General features: G+C 59.9%; 11 protein-coding genes. 6 read left to right on the forward strand and 5 right to left on the reverse strand.

The features are described from left to right. The first annotated feature begins 204 nt into the window (after positions 1-204). The 5 genes from ACIQWP_RS25400 to ACIQWP_RS25420 all read left to right on the forward strand — a co-directional run bounded on the left by ACIQWP_RS25400 (position 205) and on the right by ACIQWP_RS25420 (position 3,141). Positions 205-471: a DUF2282 domain-containing protein gene (locus tag ACIQWP_RS25400; RefSeq protein WP_174176673.1), complete on the forward strand. Its 267-nt coding sequence runs from the start codon at positions 205-207 to the stop codon at positions 469-471. 46 nt (positions 472-517) lie between these two features. After that, positions 518-802 carry a DUF2282 domain-containing protein gene (locus ACIQWP_RS25405; protein ID WP_174176672.1) on the forward strand — a complete coding sequence of 95 codons (285 nt, stop codon included), beginning with the start codon at positions 518-520 and terminating at the stop codon, positions 800-802. Positions 803-912: 110 nt separating this feature from the next. Then, positions 913-1,767: a DUF692 domain-containing protein gene (locus ACIQWP_RS25410; protein ID WP_402793540.1), complete on the forward strand. Its 855-nt coding sequence runs from the start codon at positions 913-915 to the stop codon at positions 1,765-1,767. A gap of 10 nt (positions 1,768-1,777) precedes the next feature. Beyond that, positions 1,778-2,533: a DUF2063 domain-containing protein gene (locus ACIQWP_RS25415; RefSeq protein WP_402793542.1), complete on the forward strand. Its 756-nt coding sequence runs from the start codon at positions 1,778-1,780 to the stop codon at positions 2,531-2,533. A gap of 125 nt (positions 2,534-2,658) precedes the next feature. Beyond that, a complete protein-coding gene (locus ACIQWP_RS25420) occupies positions 2,659-3,141 on the forward strand; it encodes a DoxX family protein (protein WP_402793544.1) in 483 nt (160 codons plus the stop codon). A gap of 61 nt (positions 3,142-3,202) precedes the next feature. Here the strand turns inward: ACIQWP_RS25420 and ACIQWP_RS25425 are convergent, their stop codons facing one another. Further along, complete coding sequence (locus ACIQWP_RS25425; protein WP_402793546.1) at positions 3,203-4,159, reverse strand: hypothetical protein; 957 nt, start codon at positions 4,157-4,159, stop codon at positions 3,203-3,205. A gap of 476 nt (positions 4,160-4,635) precedes the next feature. Between ACIQWP_RS25425 and ACIQWP_RS25430 the strand changes: the two genes are divergently transcribed. Beyond that, entirely contained in the window at positions 4,636-5,553 is a 918-nt protein-coding gene (locus ACIQWP_RS25430) for a DUF1003 domain-containing protein (protein ID WP_402793548.1), read from the forward strand. A gap of 256 nt (positions 5,554-5,809) precedes the next feature. Here ACIQWP_RS25430 and ACIQWP_RS25435 read toward each other — a convergent pair whose 3' ends face one another. From ACIQWP_RS25435 to ACIQWP_RS25450, 4 genes are read right to left on the reverse strand one after another with little or no spacing between them, the layout of a single operon-like run. Further along, positions 5,810-6,481, reverse strand: coding sequence for a hypothetical protein (locus ACIQWP_RS25435; RefSeq protein ID WP_402793550.1), 672 nt, complete (start codon positions 6,479-6,481; stop codon positions 5,810-5,812). Positions 6,482-6,490: 9 nt separating this feature from the next. After that, positions 6,491-6,895 (reverse strand): hypothetical protein, encoded by a 405-nt coding sequence (locus ACIQWP_RS25440; protein ID WP_402793551.1) that lies wholly within the window; start codon positions 6,893-6,895, stop codon positions 6,491-6,493. 27 nt (positions 6,896-6,922) lie between these two features. Further along, on the reverse strand, positions 6,923-7,702 hold the full coding sequence (locus ACIQWP_RS25445) for a hypothetical protein (RefSeq protein ID WP_402793553.1): 780 nt from the start codon (positions 7,700-7,702) through the stop codon (positions 6,923-6,925). An 11-nt stretch (positions 7,703-7,713) separates the two neighbouring features. Beyond that, positions 7,714-20,841: a hemagglutinin repeat-containing protein gene (locus ACIQWP_RS25450; RefSeq protein WP_402793554.1), complete on the reverse strand. Its 13,128-nt coding sequence runs from the start codon at positions 20,839-20,841 to the stop codon at positions 7,714-7,716. Positions 20,842-20,889: the final 48 nt, after the last annotated feature.

The following is a 20,889-nucleotide window of genomic DNA, read 5'->3' on the forward strand; positions in this document are numbered from 1 at the left end:
TCGCAAGATGCGCCTTCTGTCGATGCACCTTGTGGACCGCATCGCCATGCGACGCGTGGCTATTGCCGCCACGGCAGATAGCCGGCACACTATGAATGACGTCGTCTCGAAAAATTTCCGATGCGGCTGTAACATCCGGTCGAGACGCTCCGTAGACCTTGATGCAAGCCAATGACGGCTCGCATCCATCTAGGAGACAGATCCATGAAGAACAGCATCCTCACCCTGGCTATCGCCGGCTCGATCGCATCGGCACTTGCATCCGTCGCCGTCCCGGCTTCCGCCGCCGATACCAAGGAAAAATGCTACGGCGTCGCCCTCAAGGGTCAGAACGATTGCGCCGCCGGCAAGCACGATTGCGCCGGCAAGTCGACCATGAACTACGACAAGATGTCCTTCAAGCTCGTTCCGACGGGCAGCTGCACCTCCATGAAGACCCCGAAGGGCCATGGCTCGCTGACCCCGGCCTGATCCGGAACAGGATCGATCGTCAATCATCGCTCGTAAGGAGTTTGCCATGAACAAGATGTCCGCACTCGCCCTGGCCGCATCGGTCGCAACCGCGGTGACGCTGGTTGCCGGTGCAACGACCGCCTCGGCCGCCGATGCCAAGGAAAAATGCTACGGCGTCGCCCTCAAGGGCCAGAATGATTGCGCCGCCGGCCCCGGCACGACCTGCGCCGGCACGTCGAAGGTCGACTACCAGCGGAACTCGTGGAAGCTGGTTCCAGGAGGAACCTGCGAGACGATCAAGACACCGAACGGCCACGGCACCCTGATGCAGGGTCCGGCACCGGTCTGACAAGGCAGCGCAAACGCGTGGGCGGCGCAGCCTTTTACAGGCGCCGCCCGCCTTCCGAACGCAAAGCCGCTTCGCAATTTCGCTCGAATTGCCTAACCCGGAGGCCCGCAATGAAACCGTCAGAACTTCCCCGCCGCGCCGGCGTCGGCTTCAAGCCGGAGCATTTTGCCATGATCAATAGCGCCGCGCAGCCGATCGGCTTCTTTGAAGTCCATGCCGAAAACTATATGGGCGATGGCGGTCCGCCGCATGCGCAGCTCCGGAAGTTGCGCGAGGACTATACCTTGTCCATCCACGGCGTCGGCCTTTCCATCGGCTCAATGCAGCCGCTGGACAAGGAGCATCTCGCTCGCCTGAAGATCGTCTGCGATCGCTACGAGCCCGAAAGCTTTTCGGAACATCTCGCCTGGTCGACGCACGACACGACGTTTCTCAACGATCTCTTGCCCCTGCCCTATACAAAGGCGACGCTCAAGCAGGTCTGCGCTCACATCGATGAGGTGCAGACATTGCTCGGCCGCCAGATGCTGCTGGAGAATCCGGCTACCTACCTGCTCTTCGAGGAAAGCACGATCGAGGAAACGGATTTTCTGGCCGAAGTCGCCCGGCGCACGGGTTGCGGCCTTCTGCTCGACGTCAACAACGTCTTCGTCGCCGCCACCAACCACCACATGGACGCACAGGCCTACCTCAAGCGCTTTCCGGCGCAATGGGTGCGCGAGATCCATTTGAGCGGCCATTCGGAAACCATCGACGATGCCGGTGCTCCGCTTTTGATCGACAGCCACGATACGCCGGTCAAGTATCCCGTCTGGGCGCTTTACGAGGAACTCATCGGTCGCACCGGGCCAATCGCCAGCCTGGTCGAATGGGATAATGACGTGCCCAAATGGCCGGTCTTGAGGGCCGAGGCCGAAGCCGCCGACGCGATTTTGAAGCGCGCCGCCGCACGCCGGGCAGCCTGAGGAGGGATCGATGTCTCTCGCCACGCAAAGCGAATTTGCAGCGGCACTCGTCGATCCCGGCCGCGACGTACCGAAAGGCCTGACCGCCTGGAACGGTCCACAGCCGGCACGGCGCTTTGGCGTCTATCGCAACAATGTCGCCATCGGCCTGATTGGCGCGCTCGCCTCGCGCTTTCCGGCTGCCGAGAGGATCGTCGGCGAGGAATTCTTCGCAGCCATGGCGCATGAATTCATTCAGTTGCACCCGCCGCGATCGCCGCTGCTGTTTGCCTATGGCGATGATTTTCCCGATTTCGTCGAGGGATTCGAACCGGCGCGAGAAATCCCCTATCTGCCCGATGTCATGCGATTGGAAGCGCTGCGGGGTGGGGCCTATCATGCGGCGGATGCTGTACCGCTCGATGCGGCCCTCGTGGCAACCATCGAGCCGGCCTGCCTGGCGGAGCTGACTTTCGTGCCGCATCCTTCCGCCTCGCTGGCACGTTCCGCCTATCCGGCCGTCACCATCTGGGCGATGAACACTGGCGAAAACGAGCTTACAGATATCGACGATTGGACGGGCGAGGATGCTCTCGTCATCCGCCCGCAGATGATCGTCGAGGTGCATCGCCTGCCGCCGGGTAGCGCGACCTTTCTGGAGCAGCTGTTTGCCGACGCTGCGCTTGGCGAGGCCTATGAGGCGGCGCTCGCCGAAGCTGCCAATTTCGATCTATCCGCCAACCTCGCCGGTGCGTTCACGGCAGGCGCTTTCGCGGCCATCCGCTGAACGCTGGAGCCGGATGATTTCAGGTAAAAGTGACCTGAAATCCGAATCCGCTCTGAAATCACAGAAACAGGGCATGATGCCAAAATCCCTCCGCGCTTCGGCATCATGCTCTAGGGAGAACCGACATGCAGAACCAGATGATGACGGCCTCGGCCGAACGAGAAACTGTGCCCCAAAGGCTCTATAGCGGCCTGAAGCGTCTTGATCGTATTCCGCATGATCTCATCGCGCTCGTCGCGCGGCTGTCGATTGCCGCCGTCTTCTGGCAGTCCGGCCAGACCAAGGTCGACGGCTGGCATGTGACCGACAATGCCGTCTATCTCTTCCAGACGGAATACAGGCTGCCGCTGATCGATCCCTGGATCGCTGCCCATATTGCCGCCTTCAGCGAGCATTTCTTTCCTTTTCTGCTCGTCATCGGCTTCGCAAGCCGGCTCTCGGCACTGGCGCTGCTCGGCATGACTGTTGTCATCGAGATCTTCGTCTATCCCGATGCCTGGCCGACGCACGGCACATGGGCAACCTGTTTTCTGGTCATCATCGCCGGCGGGCCTGGGCGCATCGCGCTCGATCACCTGATCGCCAAGCGATTCACACGCTCGGCCTGAGATCGGTCAGACGGGAGCGCCAATCGCGAATGGCGCTCCGTGGTGCCGGGTCAAACGAGACCTAGCGCAGCACTGGTTCTCCATGGAAGCGGCGTCGCGACGGTTTCGAAACGCCGAAGCCAACCTCCATCATCAACCGCGGCTTCTGCGTGGGCACGGTGCCCATATGGAAGCCGAAGGGATCTTCGACGAAACCGGACCCGGCCCTGCCGGTCAGCATCAGCGCGTTCGCCTGCCCATAATAATCGAGCACCTCATTTGCCGGGTGGCCGACAAGCAGGGTCAGCTGATGCCGGACCCGGCGGCGCTTGTGGCTTCCCTTGACGAAGATATGTGGCCCGGTGCCCTCATCCACATCGACGAGGTTGAAGAAGAACTTCAGCATCCGCCAGTCGTCGAGATCGAAATGGTACTTGTCGAGCGAGGCGAGGCTTCTATCGGTTTCGGAAGCCTGCGTGGGAAAGCTCCACCAGATGCGGGTGGTGATCACCTTGGCCTGACCGCCGAGATACTGGCGGGCGACATCGATCAACAGCGGATCGCGCTGGACGGCCATGACGGCGTCGCAATCGAGTGAGCGCTCGAAGAAGTGCCCGCTCAGAATCGGTCGCTCGAACCGCGCCTCCGCCTGCCCGTGTTCGCTCGCGATGAATTCGAGCTGCCTGTTGAAATTGCCGTAGCAGCCGGTGGCCAGCGCAAATTCGGCAATCTCGCGATGGATATGATCCGGCAGCATCAGGCTGGGATAGATGCCATCCGCCCGCAAGGCGTTGACGACGGCGCCGCGCTCGACGCCAGCAAACATCGAAGCGCCGGAAACCGGCAGCCTGACGGCCTGCTTGGTGGCAAACCAATGCATTCGCCGAAACGGCAGGGTTCGGGCCAGCAGGAACATCGGCAGCCAGGCCGGATTCTCTTTAAGATCGGTCAGGTAAGTCGGTATCCTAACAGCCATACGCTTGAAGCGGCCGCCCTGCCGGGCGATAGACTCCAAGTCTCTTGCCGGGGGATTGTGCATAGTCATCCTTTCTGCACATTACAAAACCCATGGCAACAGGCCCAACTCCTGTTGATGCGATGTAATCCTTTGAAACTTCAATGTTTATTCGCAGCAGCGAATATCTGCTGCACCGCGGCAAATAGAGGTCGACCGCCCTTGGTCAAGGGGGCGAAAAGTCAAAACCTGATTGAATCGGTAGAAATTTCCGCAGAAACACGCAACGCTTTCGAAAACGTTTACGAAATCGCCCGGAACGGTTGTTTTTCGGGCTCCGTGGTCAGAATCGGCGTAGCGGAAGGCTAGGACGACGCATTTCGTTTGCCGTTGCTTAGGATAATGACGCTAAAAATCCGGTAAGAGCGGACGGAAAGGAAAGTTGCGGATAGGCGGCGGCGGTCTGTGCCGGGCGTAATTTTCACTGTCTTCGAACAGTCATATTCCTGTTTGCATTATTGGCTAAATGAGCGAGAAAGCGTCAAAGAGGGCCCCCTTAGATGTCAGAAACGAAGAGCTTTGAGCCGGCGGAAGGCATCGTCGATTTCGACGCGGGCGAGGGCGAGACCCCGACCGTGGTGGAAATGGACGACTACACCAAAAGCCTCGCCCAGGCGAAGGCCAAGTCCGTCAAGCTTATCGACGCCATCACCGGGCAGGTGCTCAAGAAAAAGGATGCGGTCCACGTCGACGACCTTCGCCCCTCGCTGGCGGACTTCATGCGGCTGAAGCATCCCGAGCTGCGCGCCGACGATTATATCAGCCGCAAGGTCATGGACGACTATCGCGCCCAATATATCGCCGAGCTGCTGACCGACGAGCGTGGCGAGCTTTCCAACCTCGAAGACGAAGTCGTCGAAAGCCTGAAGACGCATGATACGCTCGCCGAAAACATTGAAGAGGACTACGAGGACCATCGCTCCATCGGCGACCGGATGGCCGACGGGGTCGCGATATTCGGCGGCAGCTGGACCTTCATCATTTCCTTCTGTCTGTTCTTGACCGTATGGATGGGTATCAATGTCCTCATGGGCGACAACAAGGCTTTCGATGCCTATCCCTTCATTCTGCTGAACCTCATTCTCTCGACGATCGCCGCCCTGCAGGCGCCGATCATCATGATGAGCCAGCGTCGCCAGGAACAGAAGGATCGCCTGCGCGCCCTCAACGACTACAAGGTCAACCTGAAGGCCGAACTGGAAATCCGCCACCTGCATGAAAAGGTCGACCACCTCCTCAACCGCCAATGGGAGCGACTGACCGAAATCCAGCAGATCCAGATCGAGATGATGCTGGAACAGGCCAAGGCCGCGACACGCGCGATCAAGGCCAACAAGGTAACGAAAGCCAAGACCAGTGCGCTGAAGAGCCTCTTCGGCAAGGTCAAGGACCCCGATCCGGACGATTCCGTCAACTGACCATGGACCAAGAGGCTACGTGCTTACGCGCGGAGTTAGAAACTTATTTTCACGGATAAGCCCTCGGTAGCCCGCGAGATCGAGCTTCTTCGCCACTCCGTGTCAAGCAAACTGCTGGCTATATCTCTTGATTGGCCAGCGCCGCTCAATCCGGCGCCGGCCAAATGCCAAGGAAAATCCAAGCACTTCTCCTAATCATTCTGCCATCACAGCGGCCCCAGGTGACAGCGGTACGCCGACCGAACTGATTAAGCGCTCACAAGCCGAATTTCGTAAAAGTGATCGAGGAATAGACATCCGGCATCACGCTCTTCATGAGGTCACGCTCGGCGGGCGTGGCCACCGTTCCGACCACGCGTGGGTCGCTGCGCGTTCCTGCCAGCCGGATATACCCTGCGTCGACGATCTGATCCTGACCAATCGTGATAGTACTTTCACCCCCAAATGGGCGGACGTAGCTGAATGTTCTACCGAAGAGGCCGTCTTGATCACCTCCCGCTTCAATGTTGGTATTTCCATAACGGCACGACGCGTATGTAATGGAGTAGCGACCAGGGGCAACTGGTACAAACCATCTCTCATATCTTTGTGCGGTCGCGGAGAACAACTGGCCCAGCGACAGTTTGTTTGGGTTTTGCAAACGATACGCGGCTGCGGAACCAACCGACAGAGGCGGTTCCTCGTCTGGCTTTCCTGCATTCATTCGACGCAGAGTGATATAACCATCGCAATTCACATCACCTAAGAACGGTGAATCCACCATTCGCACGAGAAGGAGCGAGCCCTTCTCCTTCTGCTTTGCGAAAATCTGGGCTGACCCTTCATGCTGCTGGGCAGCGACCTTGGCGGGGTCTGGCGTCCCAGCACAGCCAGCCAAAAGGCAGGCAATCAAGCCCAGGCCGATGGCAGCGAAGAATTTTGCGTACATTCTGAAATCCTATTCGATGTAAAATGAGCCTTCATAAAGGAACATCAGCAAAGGTGAGAAAATATTCGAGAACTCGCCCGGCTTCATTCTCATCGCGTCAGGGATCTTTCGACCGCTCGCCTCGACGCTCTTTTCAAGATATTGAATAACGTCGTTTAGGGCGAGCTCGAACTGGTCGCTGACGACAGCGCCATGGAGATGCCTCGCCAAGCTCTTGGCATCCTCCTCCAATACGAATTGTCCGTCACTCGAGTCGTACCTTGCCGCCCATTCGCCCGGACCACGCCATTCCTTCGGCGCTACAGTACCTGCCGGCTGCCAGCCAAATGTCTCTGCAAGAGCAAGCACGACGGCCCAATGACGATTGGTTAGCTTGATCGTCTCGCCTGCGTCGTTACGAAGATCCACACCCATAGAAAGCCCCTTAAAGCTCAGGTCGCATTAAATAAAATCAGGACGGGGTACGTTTGGCATGTTGTCGTAGGCTTTGAGTATGGTTTCCAACGGAGTGAGTGTCTGGTTGCGGTCCCAATAGACGATCTTAAGCCATGTGGCCGCGCGCATATATTGGCCGCTTCCCAACCAGGTTCCCTCAAGATTGGCCTGCAGCATTCGGCGGCCCGCTTCGAACAACTCCTCTTCCTCGAACCGCTGGCGGGCATAGTGCAAGCAAATGGCATAGCCGAGGTCGCGCGGCTTCAGCAGCTTTTTCAGCGACAACGGCTTATCGCCGAGCCAGTGCTCATATATCTCGATACCAGCCTCGACAGTTTCCGGCTCTTCAAAGTTCTGGCAGGTAAAAGCCATGTAGTCGTCAAGGCCGTAGTTCACGATTTCGTTTCGCGGCCATGGCCGACCTGGAAACCTCCATCTGGCCTCTTCGAAGATCCGGGCGTTATCCCAGTGAGCTTCGTCGCCGCATCCATCTTCAAGCCATGTACCGATGGCTCTGGCCCAATTTAGTTTTGTGAGGTGGGCATTGGGATCGGGGCCAAACTTCTCGCCCCCCGCGTCGATCACCTGGTCGAGCCAGCGGTTTGAGCGATGGATTGCCGGTTCTATTTCCTTATTACAGAGCACCAGCCAGGCGGCGATGACTCTCGCGATATTGTTCGCTGCAAAATTACCCATCGGCTTCGTCGGATCGAATTCAGTCCGAAGTACATACGCAATGGTACCGTCCATCGTCTCGCGCTCTCGAACGGGGTTAAAAGCTTTCACAACTGACTCCTTCAGCAGGGATTGAAGCCACAATACTTGACAGGGACTGAATTTCTGGCGCTCGCCGTTCCGACTGTATTGGCCGTGAATTCGCCAGCATCCAGGTTGGAGATAGCTTTATCTTTGATCGATTGTGGCAAAGTCGATTTTCGAATTTCCTGCTCAGCTTGCTGAAGCGCGTTGTTCAGGGCATCAGATCCCGGCGTAAACGTTGGCGACGACTTGATTGATACCGCAGAGCTTCTGAACTTGCTGTCCCACAGGAAAATGTCGCCGGTTTTGACATCGACGGAGATGATATCCGCGCCATGCGTTCCAACTGCATCCCCATACTTGAGAACCTGCTGCCCGGGCAAGTCGGCAACCTGGTTGGCCAAATCGATCTCGGCATTAAAGCCATTGATATGCGAGTTGGCAATGTTCGGCTTGTCCGAGGCGACCGTTTTGGGGACATAGTCATAGCCGGTCGCCGGATCCGGCAGTTTCGGATTGAGGGCCTTGCCGTTAATGGTGCGGAGCGGCGGTATCTTCTCAAGGGCCTGCGCCACGGCCTGCCGTTCGGCAGCCGACGCGATAGTGCTAAGGTTCGCCGCAGTGAATCGAACAGCTACCTCGCCGCCAACGATGCCGACTGTCAGAACGACGGCGCCTATATCCATATAGTGCTCGTAGCGCTCGGCTTCCTCCTGAGAATACCCAGCCTTCTCAAGCGAATAAACGAGCGCGGTCTTTGCGTCCTCTCCTGTGAGGGATTGCTGCGCACTTGCAACGAGTTGATTGGCGCTGACAGCCGCGCCGATCAGGCCGAGGACACAAGCAGTCCCGCCGGTACCAGCACAAGCCGCCGCGCCGCCAACGACACCAGCAGCATCCAAAAGCGCCTTCATGCCACCCTCGGTGCGGCTGATCTGCGTGAGCGCCTTATTAATCGCGACATCGACCGGGACGCCGTTCTTATCTGCCTCAGACAGGTATCGCGCGAGGATGACGTCGAGATTGATTGCGCTTTTCGTTCCACTGAATTGCTGCAGCGTGCCGGCATCGAATGTCAAATCGATCGGATTTTCGCTGGGAGCAGTGTCGAGAAAGACATCGATTCCCGCCCGATCCAGCCGGCTGGCAAACTTCAGGAGGTCCTGCTTCATCTGCTGGCAGGCACCGGATGCTGGCGCGGCGGTGCACGTGGTAATCAGAACAGCGTCGTTATATTGTGACAGCTGCTTATAATCATTGACCTTCTCCCAAAGGGCGGCGCAATCGGTCTCGCATTTTTCCGCTGCTGCGAGGGCGTCAGCAGCCTTGAAGAGGTCTTCATCCGCGAGATAGTTATATTGATAGTTCGCCGCTCCATAAGCCGCGCCTTCTCCTCCCCCCACGACGCTACCAATGCCGGCCATGATCGTGGCTCCAAACACGGCGCTGAGCTTGGCTCTGTCCTCATCACTGCCGAATTTGGCGTCTTTCAGCATGTCCGCAACGAGTTCCTTGACGGCATGCGCAAGCATTGTCGACGCGGCTCCGCCGAGTGCACCCTTCACCGCCCCCTCGACGCCGTTAACACCGCCAAGAAGACCACCGCCGAGCGCATGCAAAGCAGCACGGCCAGCGCCGCCTTCGCCCCAGAAGTCCTTCTCAGCCTGCGTCGTGGCATTCAACATGAGATTATTGGCAATATCAGCCACCAGCCCCGCCATAGTGGCTTGCGCCGCCTGCAGATCGGCCTGCGTCTTATACTGTTGACGCAGGATGTTCTGCAGGTCGGGCAGTCCCGGCAGCGAGGTATTGGTGTTCTCGGTATCGCGGCGGATCGCGCCGATGTCCTGCACCTGGTGCGCCGGATCGGTGATCGTGATGCCGATATTGCCGCCGATGGCCGAATAGGCCTTGCCGGTCTCGTTCTCGCCGGCCTTGACGGGCGGAGCGATGGTGAGCCCGCCAGTGCCGATCCCGCCGCCATAGGTTTCGGCCTTCCAGGTCGAATGCGTGTCGATATCCGCAACCGTCAAGGTGCCGGTGGAGAAGGAGTTCTTATCCGCCGTCGCCTGGCTGGTAATCAGCCCGCCGACAAGCGATGTCTGGCCGCTGACATCAATGTTGAGGCCGCCGGTGCCTGCATGAATGCCCGATTGCTCGGAGACGAGCACCGCATCGCCCTTGGCCTTCTGCACGGTGCCGGAGACACCGGTGTTTCCGAAGCCGATCTGGCCGGAGACATTGAACTGATCAGCCTTGGCCTTCTGCGTATCCAGCTGGCTTTCGATCGTCAGCGAGCGCGCGTCGATACCAACCGAATTGCCGGCAACCGTCGCCCCCTTTAGCGCGAGATCGTTGGTGACGATGGTGACATCGCCGGTGCCGTTCACATGCGTGTTGGTGTGGCTGGTGCCGGAGGTATCAGAGCCGCCCTTGCCATAGGAGGCGTTGACCCCGACCCCGGTCTCCTGGCAACCACCCTTGGTACTGCAGCCGAAGTTGACGCCGACGCCGGCGCTCCAGGAGTTGTTCGAGCTGGTCGAATCCGACGTGCCCGTGGCTGCGTTGAGGTTGATGTCGCCGTTCCTGGCCGACAGGAAGATATCGCCAGTCAGCGGATCGCCCGATATTGTCGGGATGCCGTTCTTGTCGTAGCCGGCCAGGATCTGCGCACCATCGCTGGTGATGGAGCCCTTCTCGGCCTCCATGGTGATCGAGCGCCCGGCACGAATATCCGCCACGACCGGGGTCGAGGACGACGACGACCAGCTGCTCTCCTGATGATTGACGCCAGCATTGATGCCAATACTGAAGGAAAGACCCTTGCCTGCATCAAAATTTTCCGAAGCGGCCTTAAGGTCCTTGTAGGCCTGATAGAAGCCGAGACCGGCAATGGCCGTGTTGGTCACCGCATTGACGCCGCCACTGTCCGAAAGGCGCTCGGCCGAGTTCATGATGCTCTCAGCCGCCTTGCCAACTTGGCTCGTCACCGAGATGGTGACGCCGGCGAAGGTCTTTTCATGCACCTCCTGGTAATTGGTGACGTCGTCGGCCGAGAGCAGATTGATATCGTTCTTGACAAAGAGATTGACGTCGCGCTCGGCCGAAGCGCTAGTCGCCTGCAGGTTGACATTGTTGCCCGCCGAGATGTTGAGATCGCGACCGGCCGAAAGCTGGGAGACGGCATTGGTATCGGACTGCTGCGCCTTGCTGTCCTTCGTCGACTGCGCGCCGATCCCAATCGAGAAGCCGCCATTGCCGGCGGAAAGGGCCAGGCCGAACCCGGATTTCTTCTGCTGTTCGGATTGTGACGAGCTCTCGGCGCCTGGCGTGACGTTGACGTCACGTGCAGCCGAGAGATTGATGTCGCGATCAGCATTGACCGACGATCCCATGATGTTGAGATCGGTGGCCCTCGCCGTCAAATTGACATCCTTCCCGGCCGTAAGCTCTGAGCCGATATTGTCCGTGGAAGATTGCTGGCCCTGCTTTTCGTTCTTGCCATAGAGCGAGATGAAACCACCGCCGGAGCCGACGAACAGGCCTGAATCCTTGCGCTTGCTGTCGGATTGGTGATTCTCCTGCGCGCCGATGATCGAGACGCTCTCGCCGGAGATATTCAGCGAGCCATCGGCATTAACCTTCGAGCCGACAATGGCGGCCGCCTTGCCGGCATTCAGATTGACATCGCCCGAGGCTGAAAGCTGCGACCCGATGGTGGTCTCGTTGTAGCCGTCATAGCTCGAGCTGCCGCTGCGCAGGAAACCCTTGCGCTTGGCACTGTCATGCTCGGTCTCGGTATCCTTGCCGGCCGTGACGATCAGATTGCCACCAGTCTGGACTTTGAGATCGGCGGTATGAGTGTCATCACCTGCCGTTACCTTGGAGGCAGATACCGTAGTGTCTCCGCCGGAAATAATCGTCACGCCGTCCTTGCCGGACAGTGACGAGCCAGCCGCCGTCGTGGTCTCCAGATGTCCGGAAGCATTCTCCTTCGTCGAACCGAAAAACCCGCTCTTCTTGCTGGAGCTCTTTACATCGAGGGTAGCACTATCGGTCGCTTCAGCAATCGTGACGTTCTTACCGGCCTGTAAGTCAAGCTTTCCATCGGCATCCATCGTCGAACCGATGACGTTGATGTTATTGTTCGACGTGGCGACGAGATCACCACCCGCCGTAATCGTCGAGCCATTATGAGTCAGCTCGGACGAGGAGTTTTTGCCGAAAGTCGAGTGTGACTGGCTCTGAGACGTCGTGACATTGATGTCGCCGTTCGAGGTCAGGCCAACGTCACCCTTTGCCGTCAGGTCGGAACCAGAGATCAGGACACCTGTGTTGGCATTGACCTGAAGGTTGCCGCCGGCGGAGAGCTGCGAGGCCTGCTGATCGGTACCCGTCGTCTTGCTGTAGCCGTCGTCCGTCTTTCGTGCGACGTCGGTCGAGACGATGTTGACCGCTCCATCCGTGGCCTTAAGTTTGAGATCGCCACCGGCCTTGGCGGAGGAACCTATGACATTGATGTCATTGTTGGCCGCAATGGTGAGATTACCACCGGCGTTGACGCGGGCGCCCGTCGTATTTTGCTGACCGCCGTTGTCGACCTTGACAGTGGTAAGATTGACATTGTCGCCGGATAGCTGGGCTGCGCCACCCGCGGCAATCTTGGTGCCCTGCAAGCTCAGCGTACCGCCCGCGGCAATCTGCAGGTTGCCGCCAGCCGACACGCCGGCATTTGTGGTGACGACATTCTGACCACCGAGGGTCATCGTCTGGGCGGCAAGTGTAATGCCATTGGTGGCATTGAGATTCATGTTGCCGCCGGCCAGGAAGGTGCCGCCATTGGCTTTGATCTCGGTCGCATTGATGGTCATGCCATCCGCAGCGGCAATCACACCGGAATTATTGACCGAACCGGCATCGATACTGACGCTATTGCCGGCGATGACAGCACCGCCTGCGTTGACCTTCGCCTTATCAGCGGCAGAGAGATAGACGACCGGCACCAGCACCGGTGCGCCGTCGACGATCTGCGTCTGGTAGATCACCATCGACTGGGTTAGCGATGCAGCCTGCTCCGGCGTCAGCGCTTGCCCGAGAGCAAGCCCGTTTGCCTCGGCATAAGCGACACCGTTGTCGAGCAGCGTCTTCATCTGGTCGGTGGCATTATTGCCGGGGATGAACGACCCCGCGCCAAGGCCATCGCCCACCAGCTGCCGCATCTGTTCGTCTACGAGCTGATTGTCGAAATAGGCGTCGCCGAGGAAGGGAACCTTGGTCTCCGGCGTATAGCCAACTCTGTCGATGAAATAACTCGACCCATAGAACTTCGACACATCGAGGAAGGCCGCTCGTGTCTCGAAGAGGAAGACCTGACCTGGAACCGTGCCACCGACCCCGCCGGACTGAGGCTTCGCAAGCGAGGCGAGTTTCGCGCCATTGACCTCCAGGACCTGAGCGAGGTTGCCGCTGTTGCCGAGAGCAGCGGTGAGCTTACCCATCAGGCTGTTGGGATTGATCGCAGCACCACCAGCTGTCAGGGTGCCCGAGCTGATCGAAGGGCCGCTCACGAGCGTCACGCCGTTGCTGCCCACCGACGCACCGACGGCTGCCGTCAGGTTTCCGCCACTGACGGTCGGCCCGCCTGCGATCGTTGTACCGGTACCTGTCAATGATGGACCACTACCGACATTGGCGCCACCATTCGAGGTGAAACTGCCTAGCGCGGCGTTGACATTGAACAAGGCGCCGCCGGCGGTCATGCCATTCAGGGCCGACAGAGGATCGCTCGGTGTCGAAGGCGCGCTAACGGCCGCGCCGCCGCCCGTAGAACCGAGCGACGTATTGTTGACCGTACCGAAATTAAGGCTCAAGGCCCTGGCCGCCTTGAGCGTGCCAGCCGCGCCACCAATAACCTGCGATCCCGAGACGATCGACGTGCCGTTAGCGATATTGCGGGAAGGATCGGCCGTGCCATCGGCGTTGTAGGCCGAGCAGGCGCTCTGAGCGCTGCAGGTCAGCATCGTGGTGCGATTGAGAACGACGCCTTCGTTGGTGAGCGTTGATCCTTTGAGCGTCGCATCACCGCCTGCCTCAATCCGGCTGTAGGAATTGGTAAGGTTGGTGGCATCGACGGTGAGATTGCCACCGGCACGGATCACGGCCTCAGGGCTGAGCCCACTGGTGAAGCGGTCTTCATAAACCGACTGCGATATGTTGGACGTTGGATCCCACGTGTAGGTCGTGCTCGTATCCGAGCCATTTCGAACGACCTCATCGACAATGAAATAGCGCGACGGATTGTTGGGATCGAGGATCGGATTGCCGTTGGCATCCTTGGGAACGCGAGCCTTGATCCAGTCGAAGATAGGCCGAACTTCCGTCGGACCACTGCCGCTGACCCAGGTCCAGGCGTGATAGGAGGTGCCGTCGGCAAGGGTTGCGACCGAATACAACAGCGGCTGGTAGTCAGAAAACTGCCCCGGATCGACCCCCGCATATAGCTGAAACATATTCTGGTCGGTCGATTCCAGATAGGCGAAGGGTTGGCCTGCGACTACTGGATTGAGCACGAAGGTACCGACAACGCCACCGGAGGAGACCAGCTGACCCGTCACCCAGGTCGGCGTCGTCGATCGCCTATTGGTGAGGTTGCTGGTGAGTATCGACATATCACCACCGGACTGAATGAGACCGGACACATTGGTGACTGCCGCATTGCGCTGACCTTCGGTCGTTCCCCGGATGGTCAACCCGCCATCTGCGAGGATAGCGCCCTGGTCGTTGGTGAGCGTGCCGCCGACGAAGAGGTTGGCGTTGTTGCCAGCAAAGACGAGGCCGGAAGGGCTGTTGTAGAAGTCGCCAGCGACGTTGAAGGTCAGATTGTTGCCGGCCGCCAATTGGCCGCTATTGCCGAGCGACGGCAGGTTCAGCGTCAGGTCATGCGCGGCGAGCAGCGAAGTGCTGGCGGTGGTGGCAAGGCCTGCGGCGGAAATGGTGATGGCACCGGAACCGCCAGCATTGGTAACGGTGCTGACCTGTGCATTGGAAAGATCGGCACCGCCGGAGAGATTGAGGGCCAAGCCGCCAAAGACGAGATTGCTTCCCGAGAGATTGGCCGATGAAGCGTTGACGATCAGGGTGCCGCCCGTGGCAATCCGGCTGCCTCTGCTGCCAGAGAGATCAAGTGCGCCGGTATTAAGTGTCAGGCTGCCTCCGACGCGGGTGGTGCTGGTATAAGCAATGGCGCCAGGGCTTGTGAGCGCAGCGTCTCCCAGGCTCTGCAGGCTGTTGTAACCGATGTCCTGCGTCGCCGTAGCGGCAAGATTGCCGCCCGAGAGCAGAGAATTGGCGCTGATACTGCCGCTCGAGGCTGACAGCGTCATCGCGCCAGTACGCTGCAGCATCAGGCTGCCGCCGGCCGCAGCATTGGTGGCGGCGAAATCGACGCCCGAGACCAGCGTATCGATCGTTATCGATCGTGCGGACAGAGTGGCGTTGCGGCTGGCAAGCGATTGGCCGGTGAGCGTGATGGCGTTGCCGGCGGTCAGCGCCAGGTCGCCATGGGCGACGGCATTGGCGCCGATATTGTTCGCAGCGTTGGCCGTAATCGTCCCGGCAGCAAGGAGGCTGTTGAAAGAGATGTCGCCTGCCGTGGCTGCGAGCGTCAGATTACCGCTCTGGCCAAGAATGACGTTGCCGGCTCCCGATTGGTCGATCGCCGCAAAATCGACACCGGCCGCGATGACGTTGCCGCTGACGGCAGATCCGGTCATCGAGACGTTGCTGGCGCCCAGGAGCTGGCCATTGATCCTGACCGCGCCAGGACTGGTGGCCGAACCGATCGAGACCGCTCCGTGGCCGGTGATGCTGCCGCCCGTAAAGGCACTCGCGACCACATTGAGGTTGCCTGCGACGATCAGCGTGTTGGCCGACGCACTTCCGGCGTTAATAGTCAGATCGCCGCTTGATCCGAGAGCGATAGCGCCGTTTGACGACCGCGCGGTGGTCGCGAAATCGACGCCGGTGACTGCCTGGCCGAGTTGGACGGTCGAACCGGAGAGCAAGACGTCGCCGGCGCCAAGGAGCTGGCCCGAGACATTGAGGCTGCTGCTGCCCTCGAGGGTAATATCGCCATGCCCGGTCACAGCGTTGGCTGTGATCGCGGTACCACTGGCATTGATTGCGCCAGCCGATAGCATGGTCTGCGCGATGATGCCCCCAGACGCGGTCAGGTTCATATCGCCGGCAGTTCCGAGCACGATGCTCCCGCTAGCGGCATTGGTGGCAGCAAAGTCGATGCCAGAGATCAGGGTCGGCGCGTTGATGTGACCGCCATTGATCGCGAGATCGCCTGAGGCCAGGATCTGGTTGCTCACATCGACATTGCCGGCGATGTTGACCTTGCCGTGGCTGGTGATGCTGTCGGCGATGAGGTTTGCCGCCGTTGCCGTGACATCGCCGGCCGACAGGATCGTTCCGGCTGTGATGTTGTCGGAGGCCGTCAGGCTGGTGTTGCCGGATTGTGCCAGCACGATAGTGCCGCCCGCGCCATTGGTGGCGGCAAAGTCGATGCCGGAGATCAGGGTCGGCGCGCTGATGCTGCCACCATTGATGATGAGATCGCCGGCTGCCAGGATTTGGTTGCTGACGTCAACGCGACCGCTAGCGGTCGTCGTGGCGACGTTGCCGGTGATGCCGACGTTGCCGTGGCTTGTGACGCTACCCGCCTGGAGATTGGCCGTCTTTGCCGTGATATCACCCGCCGACAGGATCGTGCCGGCCGTGGCATTGCCGGAGACGGTGAGGTCCGTCTTACCGGCCCCTCCAAGCACGATGCTTCCGCCGTTGGCCGCGGTCGCCGCAAAATTCACGCCGGAGACCAGAAGTCCGGCGTTGAGGCTGGCGCCATCGATCGAGAGATTGCCGGCCGATAATACCTGGCCACTGACGTTGACAAGACCGTTGGCCGCCAGATCGGTCGTACCATGGCTTGTGATGCTATTCGCGCTCAGATCGCTCGCTTGCGCGGTGACATTGCCCGCCGACAATAGCGTGCCGATCGTGAGATTACCACTCGAAGCCAGGGACATATCGCCACTTGATGTCTGGACGATATTGCCGTTCGCGGCAGCGGTGGCAGCGAAGTCGCCACCGGAGACGATCGCGCCTGCAGCGATGCTCGGGCCTGAGATGCTGATGTTGCCGCCACTCAGGATCTGTCCGCTGACATTTGTGGCGCCGGACAGGATAATATCGTTGTGACCAGTGACAGTATCGGCCGTCACGGCAGCGGCATTGACGTTGATGGTGCCACCGGCCTGCATCGTCGATGCAGAGAACCCGCTACTCAACTGAGCCGACAGGTCCCCGAACTGTCCAACAACGATATTGCCGCCGGCGGCGTTAGTTGCACCGAAGTCGATACCGGCGACGACAGATTGGGCCGACAGGCTCTGGCCAGTGATCAGGATGTTGCCGGCGCCGAGAACCTGGCCGGTAACGCTGGTGGCGCCATTGAGCGTGATGTCGCCATGCGCTGTGACTGCGTCCGCAGTCACAGTCGCACCGCTGGCCGAAAAAGTGCCGGCCGAGAGCAGTGTGTCGGCATTGATTGCACCCGTCGAAGCGAGCGTCAGGTTGCCGCTTGTCGTCTGGACGATATCTCCATTGGCGGCTACCGTCGCGGTGAAATCGACGCCCGAAACTATAGCGCCGGCCTTGATGCTCGAGCCGGAGATGCCGATGTTACCGCCGCCCAAGATCTGCTGATTGACGGTCGTTGCCCCGGAAAGGGTAATGTCATGATGACCGGTGATGGTATCGGCCGTCATAGTCGCGGCGTTGACGTCGATGGCACCGGCGGCTTGCATCGTCGATGTCGAGAACCCACCACTCAACTGAGCCGTCAGGTCCCCGAGCTGTCCAACAACGATATTGCCGCCCGCGGCGTTAGTTGCACCGAAGTCGATGCCCGCAACAACGGTCTGCGCTGCCAGACTTTGGCCAGTGATCAGCACGTTACCGGCGCTCAGGATCTGGCCGGCAACGCTGGTAGCACCCCGGAGCGTCACATCGCCATGCGCCGTGACGGTCCCGGCCGTGATGGTCGAGCCGGTAGCATTGAGTTTGCCGGCCGAGAGCAGCGTGCCAGTATCGATGATGCCGGCTGAGGCAAACGTCAGATCGCCGCTTGTCGTCTGGACGATGTTCCCATTAGCGGCTGCCGTTGCCGCGAAATCGATACCCGAGACCGCGGTACCGACCTTAATGCTCGAGCCGGAGATGCCAACATTACCGCCTCCAAGCAGCTGGTTGGTGACAGCGACACCACCAGCTGCCGTGCCGGAAAGGGTAATATCCTTTTGGCCGGTGATTGAAGCTGCGGCGACCGATGCACCGCTGATGTCGATGGCACCCGCAGCCTGTATGGTCGATGCAGCAACGGCGCCATTGACGTTCACCGTCAAATTCCCGGTCTGACCAAGGACGATATTGCCAGCGGCTGCGTTGGTCGCATCGAAGTCGATACCCGCAACGACAGTCTGTGCCGCCAGACTCTGACCAGAGATCAGCACGTTACGGGCACTCAGAATCTGGCCACTGACGCTGATGACGCCTCCAAGCGTCATGTCGCGATGGGCAGAGATATTGCCGACGGTGACTGATCCGCCGCTCGCGTCGAGATCGCCCGCTGACAATAGCGTTCCGGCGCTGATCGCGCCTGCGGTCGTCAGTGTCAGATTGCCAGTTCCCGTGGCCGTTGGGCCAAGGGTGATGCGCCCGCCCGCCGCATTGGTGGCTGCAATATCGACGCCTGAGACGATGGCATCAGCCGCCATGCTGGAACCGGTGATGCCGACATTGCCACCGCCAAGCACCTGGCCGCTGATCTTCACGCTGCCGCTTCCGGCGGTCGCACTGGTGGCGCCGGTCAGCGTGATGTTCTTGCTGCCGGTGATCGCATCGGCAGTGATGGTCTGACCGGTGATGTTGATCGCGCCGGCTGAAAGCACGGTGCCCGCCTGGATGGCGCCAGCACTGTCGTTGATCGTCAGATCGCCGCTACCCGCCAGCACGATATTGCCGCCGGCGGCCTTGGTCGCGGCAAAATTGACCCCAGACGCAAGCAGACCAGCGCTGACACCATTGGCGTTGCCATTGATGGTGATATCGCTGGCTCCGAGCAATTGGTTGGTAACGCGCATGCCGCCGTCAATACCGACGTTGCCGTGGCTGGTGAGATTGTTGGACTGCAGCAAGGAAGCCTGGGCGGTAAGATTGCCGGCCGACAGCAACGTGCCGACCGTGATGGTTCCGGCGGCAGCTGTCAGATCGAGTGCGCCGGCCGAACCTAAGACGATGTTGCCACCAGCGGCGTTGGTTGACGCAAAGTCGACGCCGGACGCGATAGCCGTCGCCTGAATGCTAGCCCCGGAGATCAGGATATCGCCCGCTCCAAGAATCTGACCGCTCGCGTTCATCGCAGCATTAGCGGTGAGCCCGCCATGCGAGGTAACGTTAGCGGCCGTGAGCAAGGTTGCGGTCGCGGTAAGATTGCCGGCCGATTGAATATTCCCCGCCGTGATATTGCCGGTCGCACTGGTGCTGAGGCTTCCAGCCGACTGCAGATTGCCAGTGTCTATCGTGCCGCCGGTTGCCGTCAGGCTCAAGTTGCCCATCGAGCCGAGAACGACATTCCCGCCAGGATCGGCACTGGTGGCAGCAATATTGATGCCGGAAACAACCATGCCGGTGGAGATTGACTGGGCGGTGGCGCTGACATTGCCCTGTGCCAGGACATTTCCGGAAACCGCAAGTCTATTACCAGCGGTAAGAGCGAGATTGTTGTAACTCAGCAGCGAGGCGGCCGAGATCGAGCCGGCCGTGGCAGTCAAGGTAAGGTCGCCGGTGCTGTTGGCAGCGCCGGCAATCGCGATATCGCCGGAGGTCGCGGAAAACGTTGCGGCACCGTTGCCAGTCGTCACGCTTCCGACGGCAATCCCGCCGCCCGAGCTCATCTGTACGCTTGTGCCGCTGTTGATATCGCCTGACACGCTCAAGAGGCCGGCGCCGTTCGCAAGCGCGATATCGCTATCGGCCGCGACCGATTGCAGTGTGATGCCCTGGTCGGCCCGCACAGCGACTTTCTGTTTTGAGGTCACTTTGGCTGCGGTGACCTTCTGTTTCGAGGTGATACTAACGCCTTGGCTGCCCGACGCATTGCCGATCGAGATCTTGCCGTCGGCCGACAGTGACAACTCGCCGGCATTGGCGGCCATGTCGCCGCTCATCTTGACGCCGGCGCCCTTTTCCGTGACGACGACCTTGATACGATCGGCCTGCATGGCGCCAAGCGCCGTGCCGTCGATCGCATACTCCGGGGTGCCCGAGGTGGCGGTCAGCGCCGTCGCCTCTCCGGTGGCATAATTGTATTGGTTGGCGCCACCAGTCAGGCGGACGGTCTTGCCATACACTGGAGCATTCACATGGATCTGGCGCGAGACGACGTCGAAGAGATCGACTGCGCCGGGAGCGGTCGTGAGATTCGACCCCGCCCCTTCGAAGGTGACGTCGCCGCCATTGACTGTGAAGCCGGTGAGACTTCCGTCGGCGCCGATATTGGGAACGCCCGTCGTTAGCGTCGCATGCGGTGTGTTGATGAAGCCGCAGCCGGCGCAAGTTATTCCATTCGGGTTCGCGATGATTACGTCGGCTCTCCCGCCCAACACTTCCGTCGGGCCATTCAGGGCCGAGCGGTTGCCGCTGATAACCTCGTTGAGGATGACAGAAGCGGGGCCGGAGCCGTTGAGGTTCGGGTTGCCGGGTGTCGCGCCGCCCAAGTTCGACGTGCCGACTTCACCTTTGAAGTTGTTGAGGATCAGACCCTGGGTGCCGACATTGAAGTTATCGTACTTGTTATGTGAGAGGCCGGTGGCGTTCGGCGTGACGATATCGATCAGCGGTACGCCGTTCGGGGCAGCCCCTACGCCCGGCTGATTGGCAGCGGGAGCCGATCCTGCCGCGGAAACGGATTGCGCGTTGGCCAGCATCGGCTGGAAAACAAGCAGGGCGCTCAGAAGAGTCGCAGACAATTGACGCATGGTGCTGCCCAGACGTCTGACACTTACCTTGCCATTTTCGTCACTTGAAATACTTGCTGACGTCATGGTCATCGCCCTGTCCTGTTGAACGCTTTTTGCTTGCCCTGAATTTTC

The organism is Rhizobium sp. NPDC090279 (genome assembly GCF_044769665.1).
GTDB lineage: Bacteria > Pseudomonadota > Alphaproteobacteria > Rhizobiales > Rhizobiaceae > Rhizobium.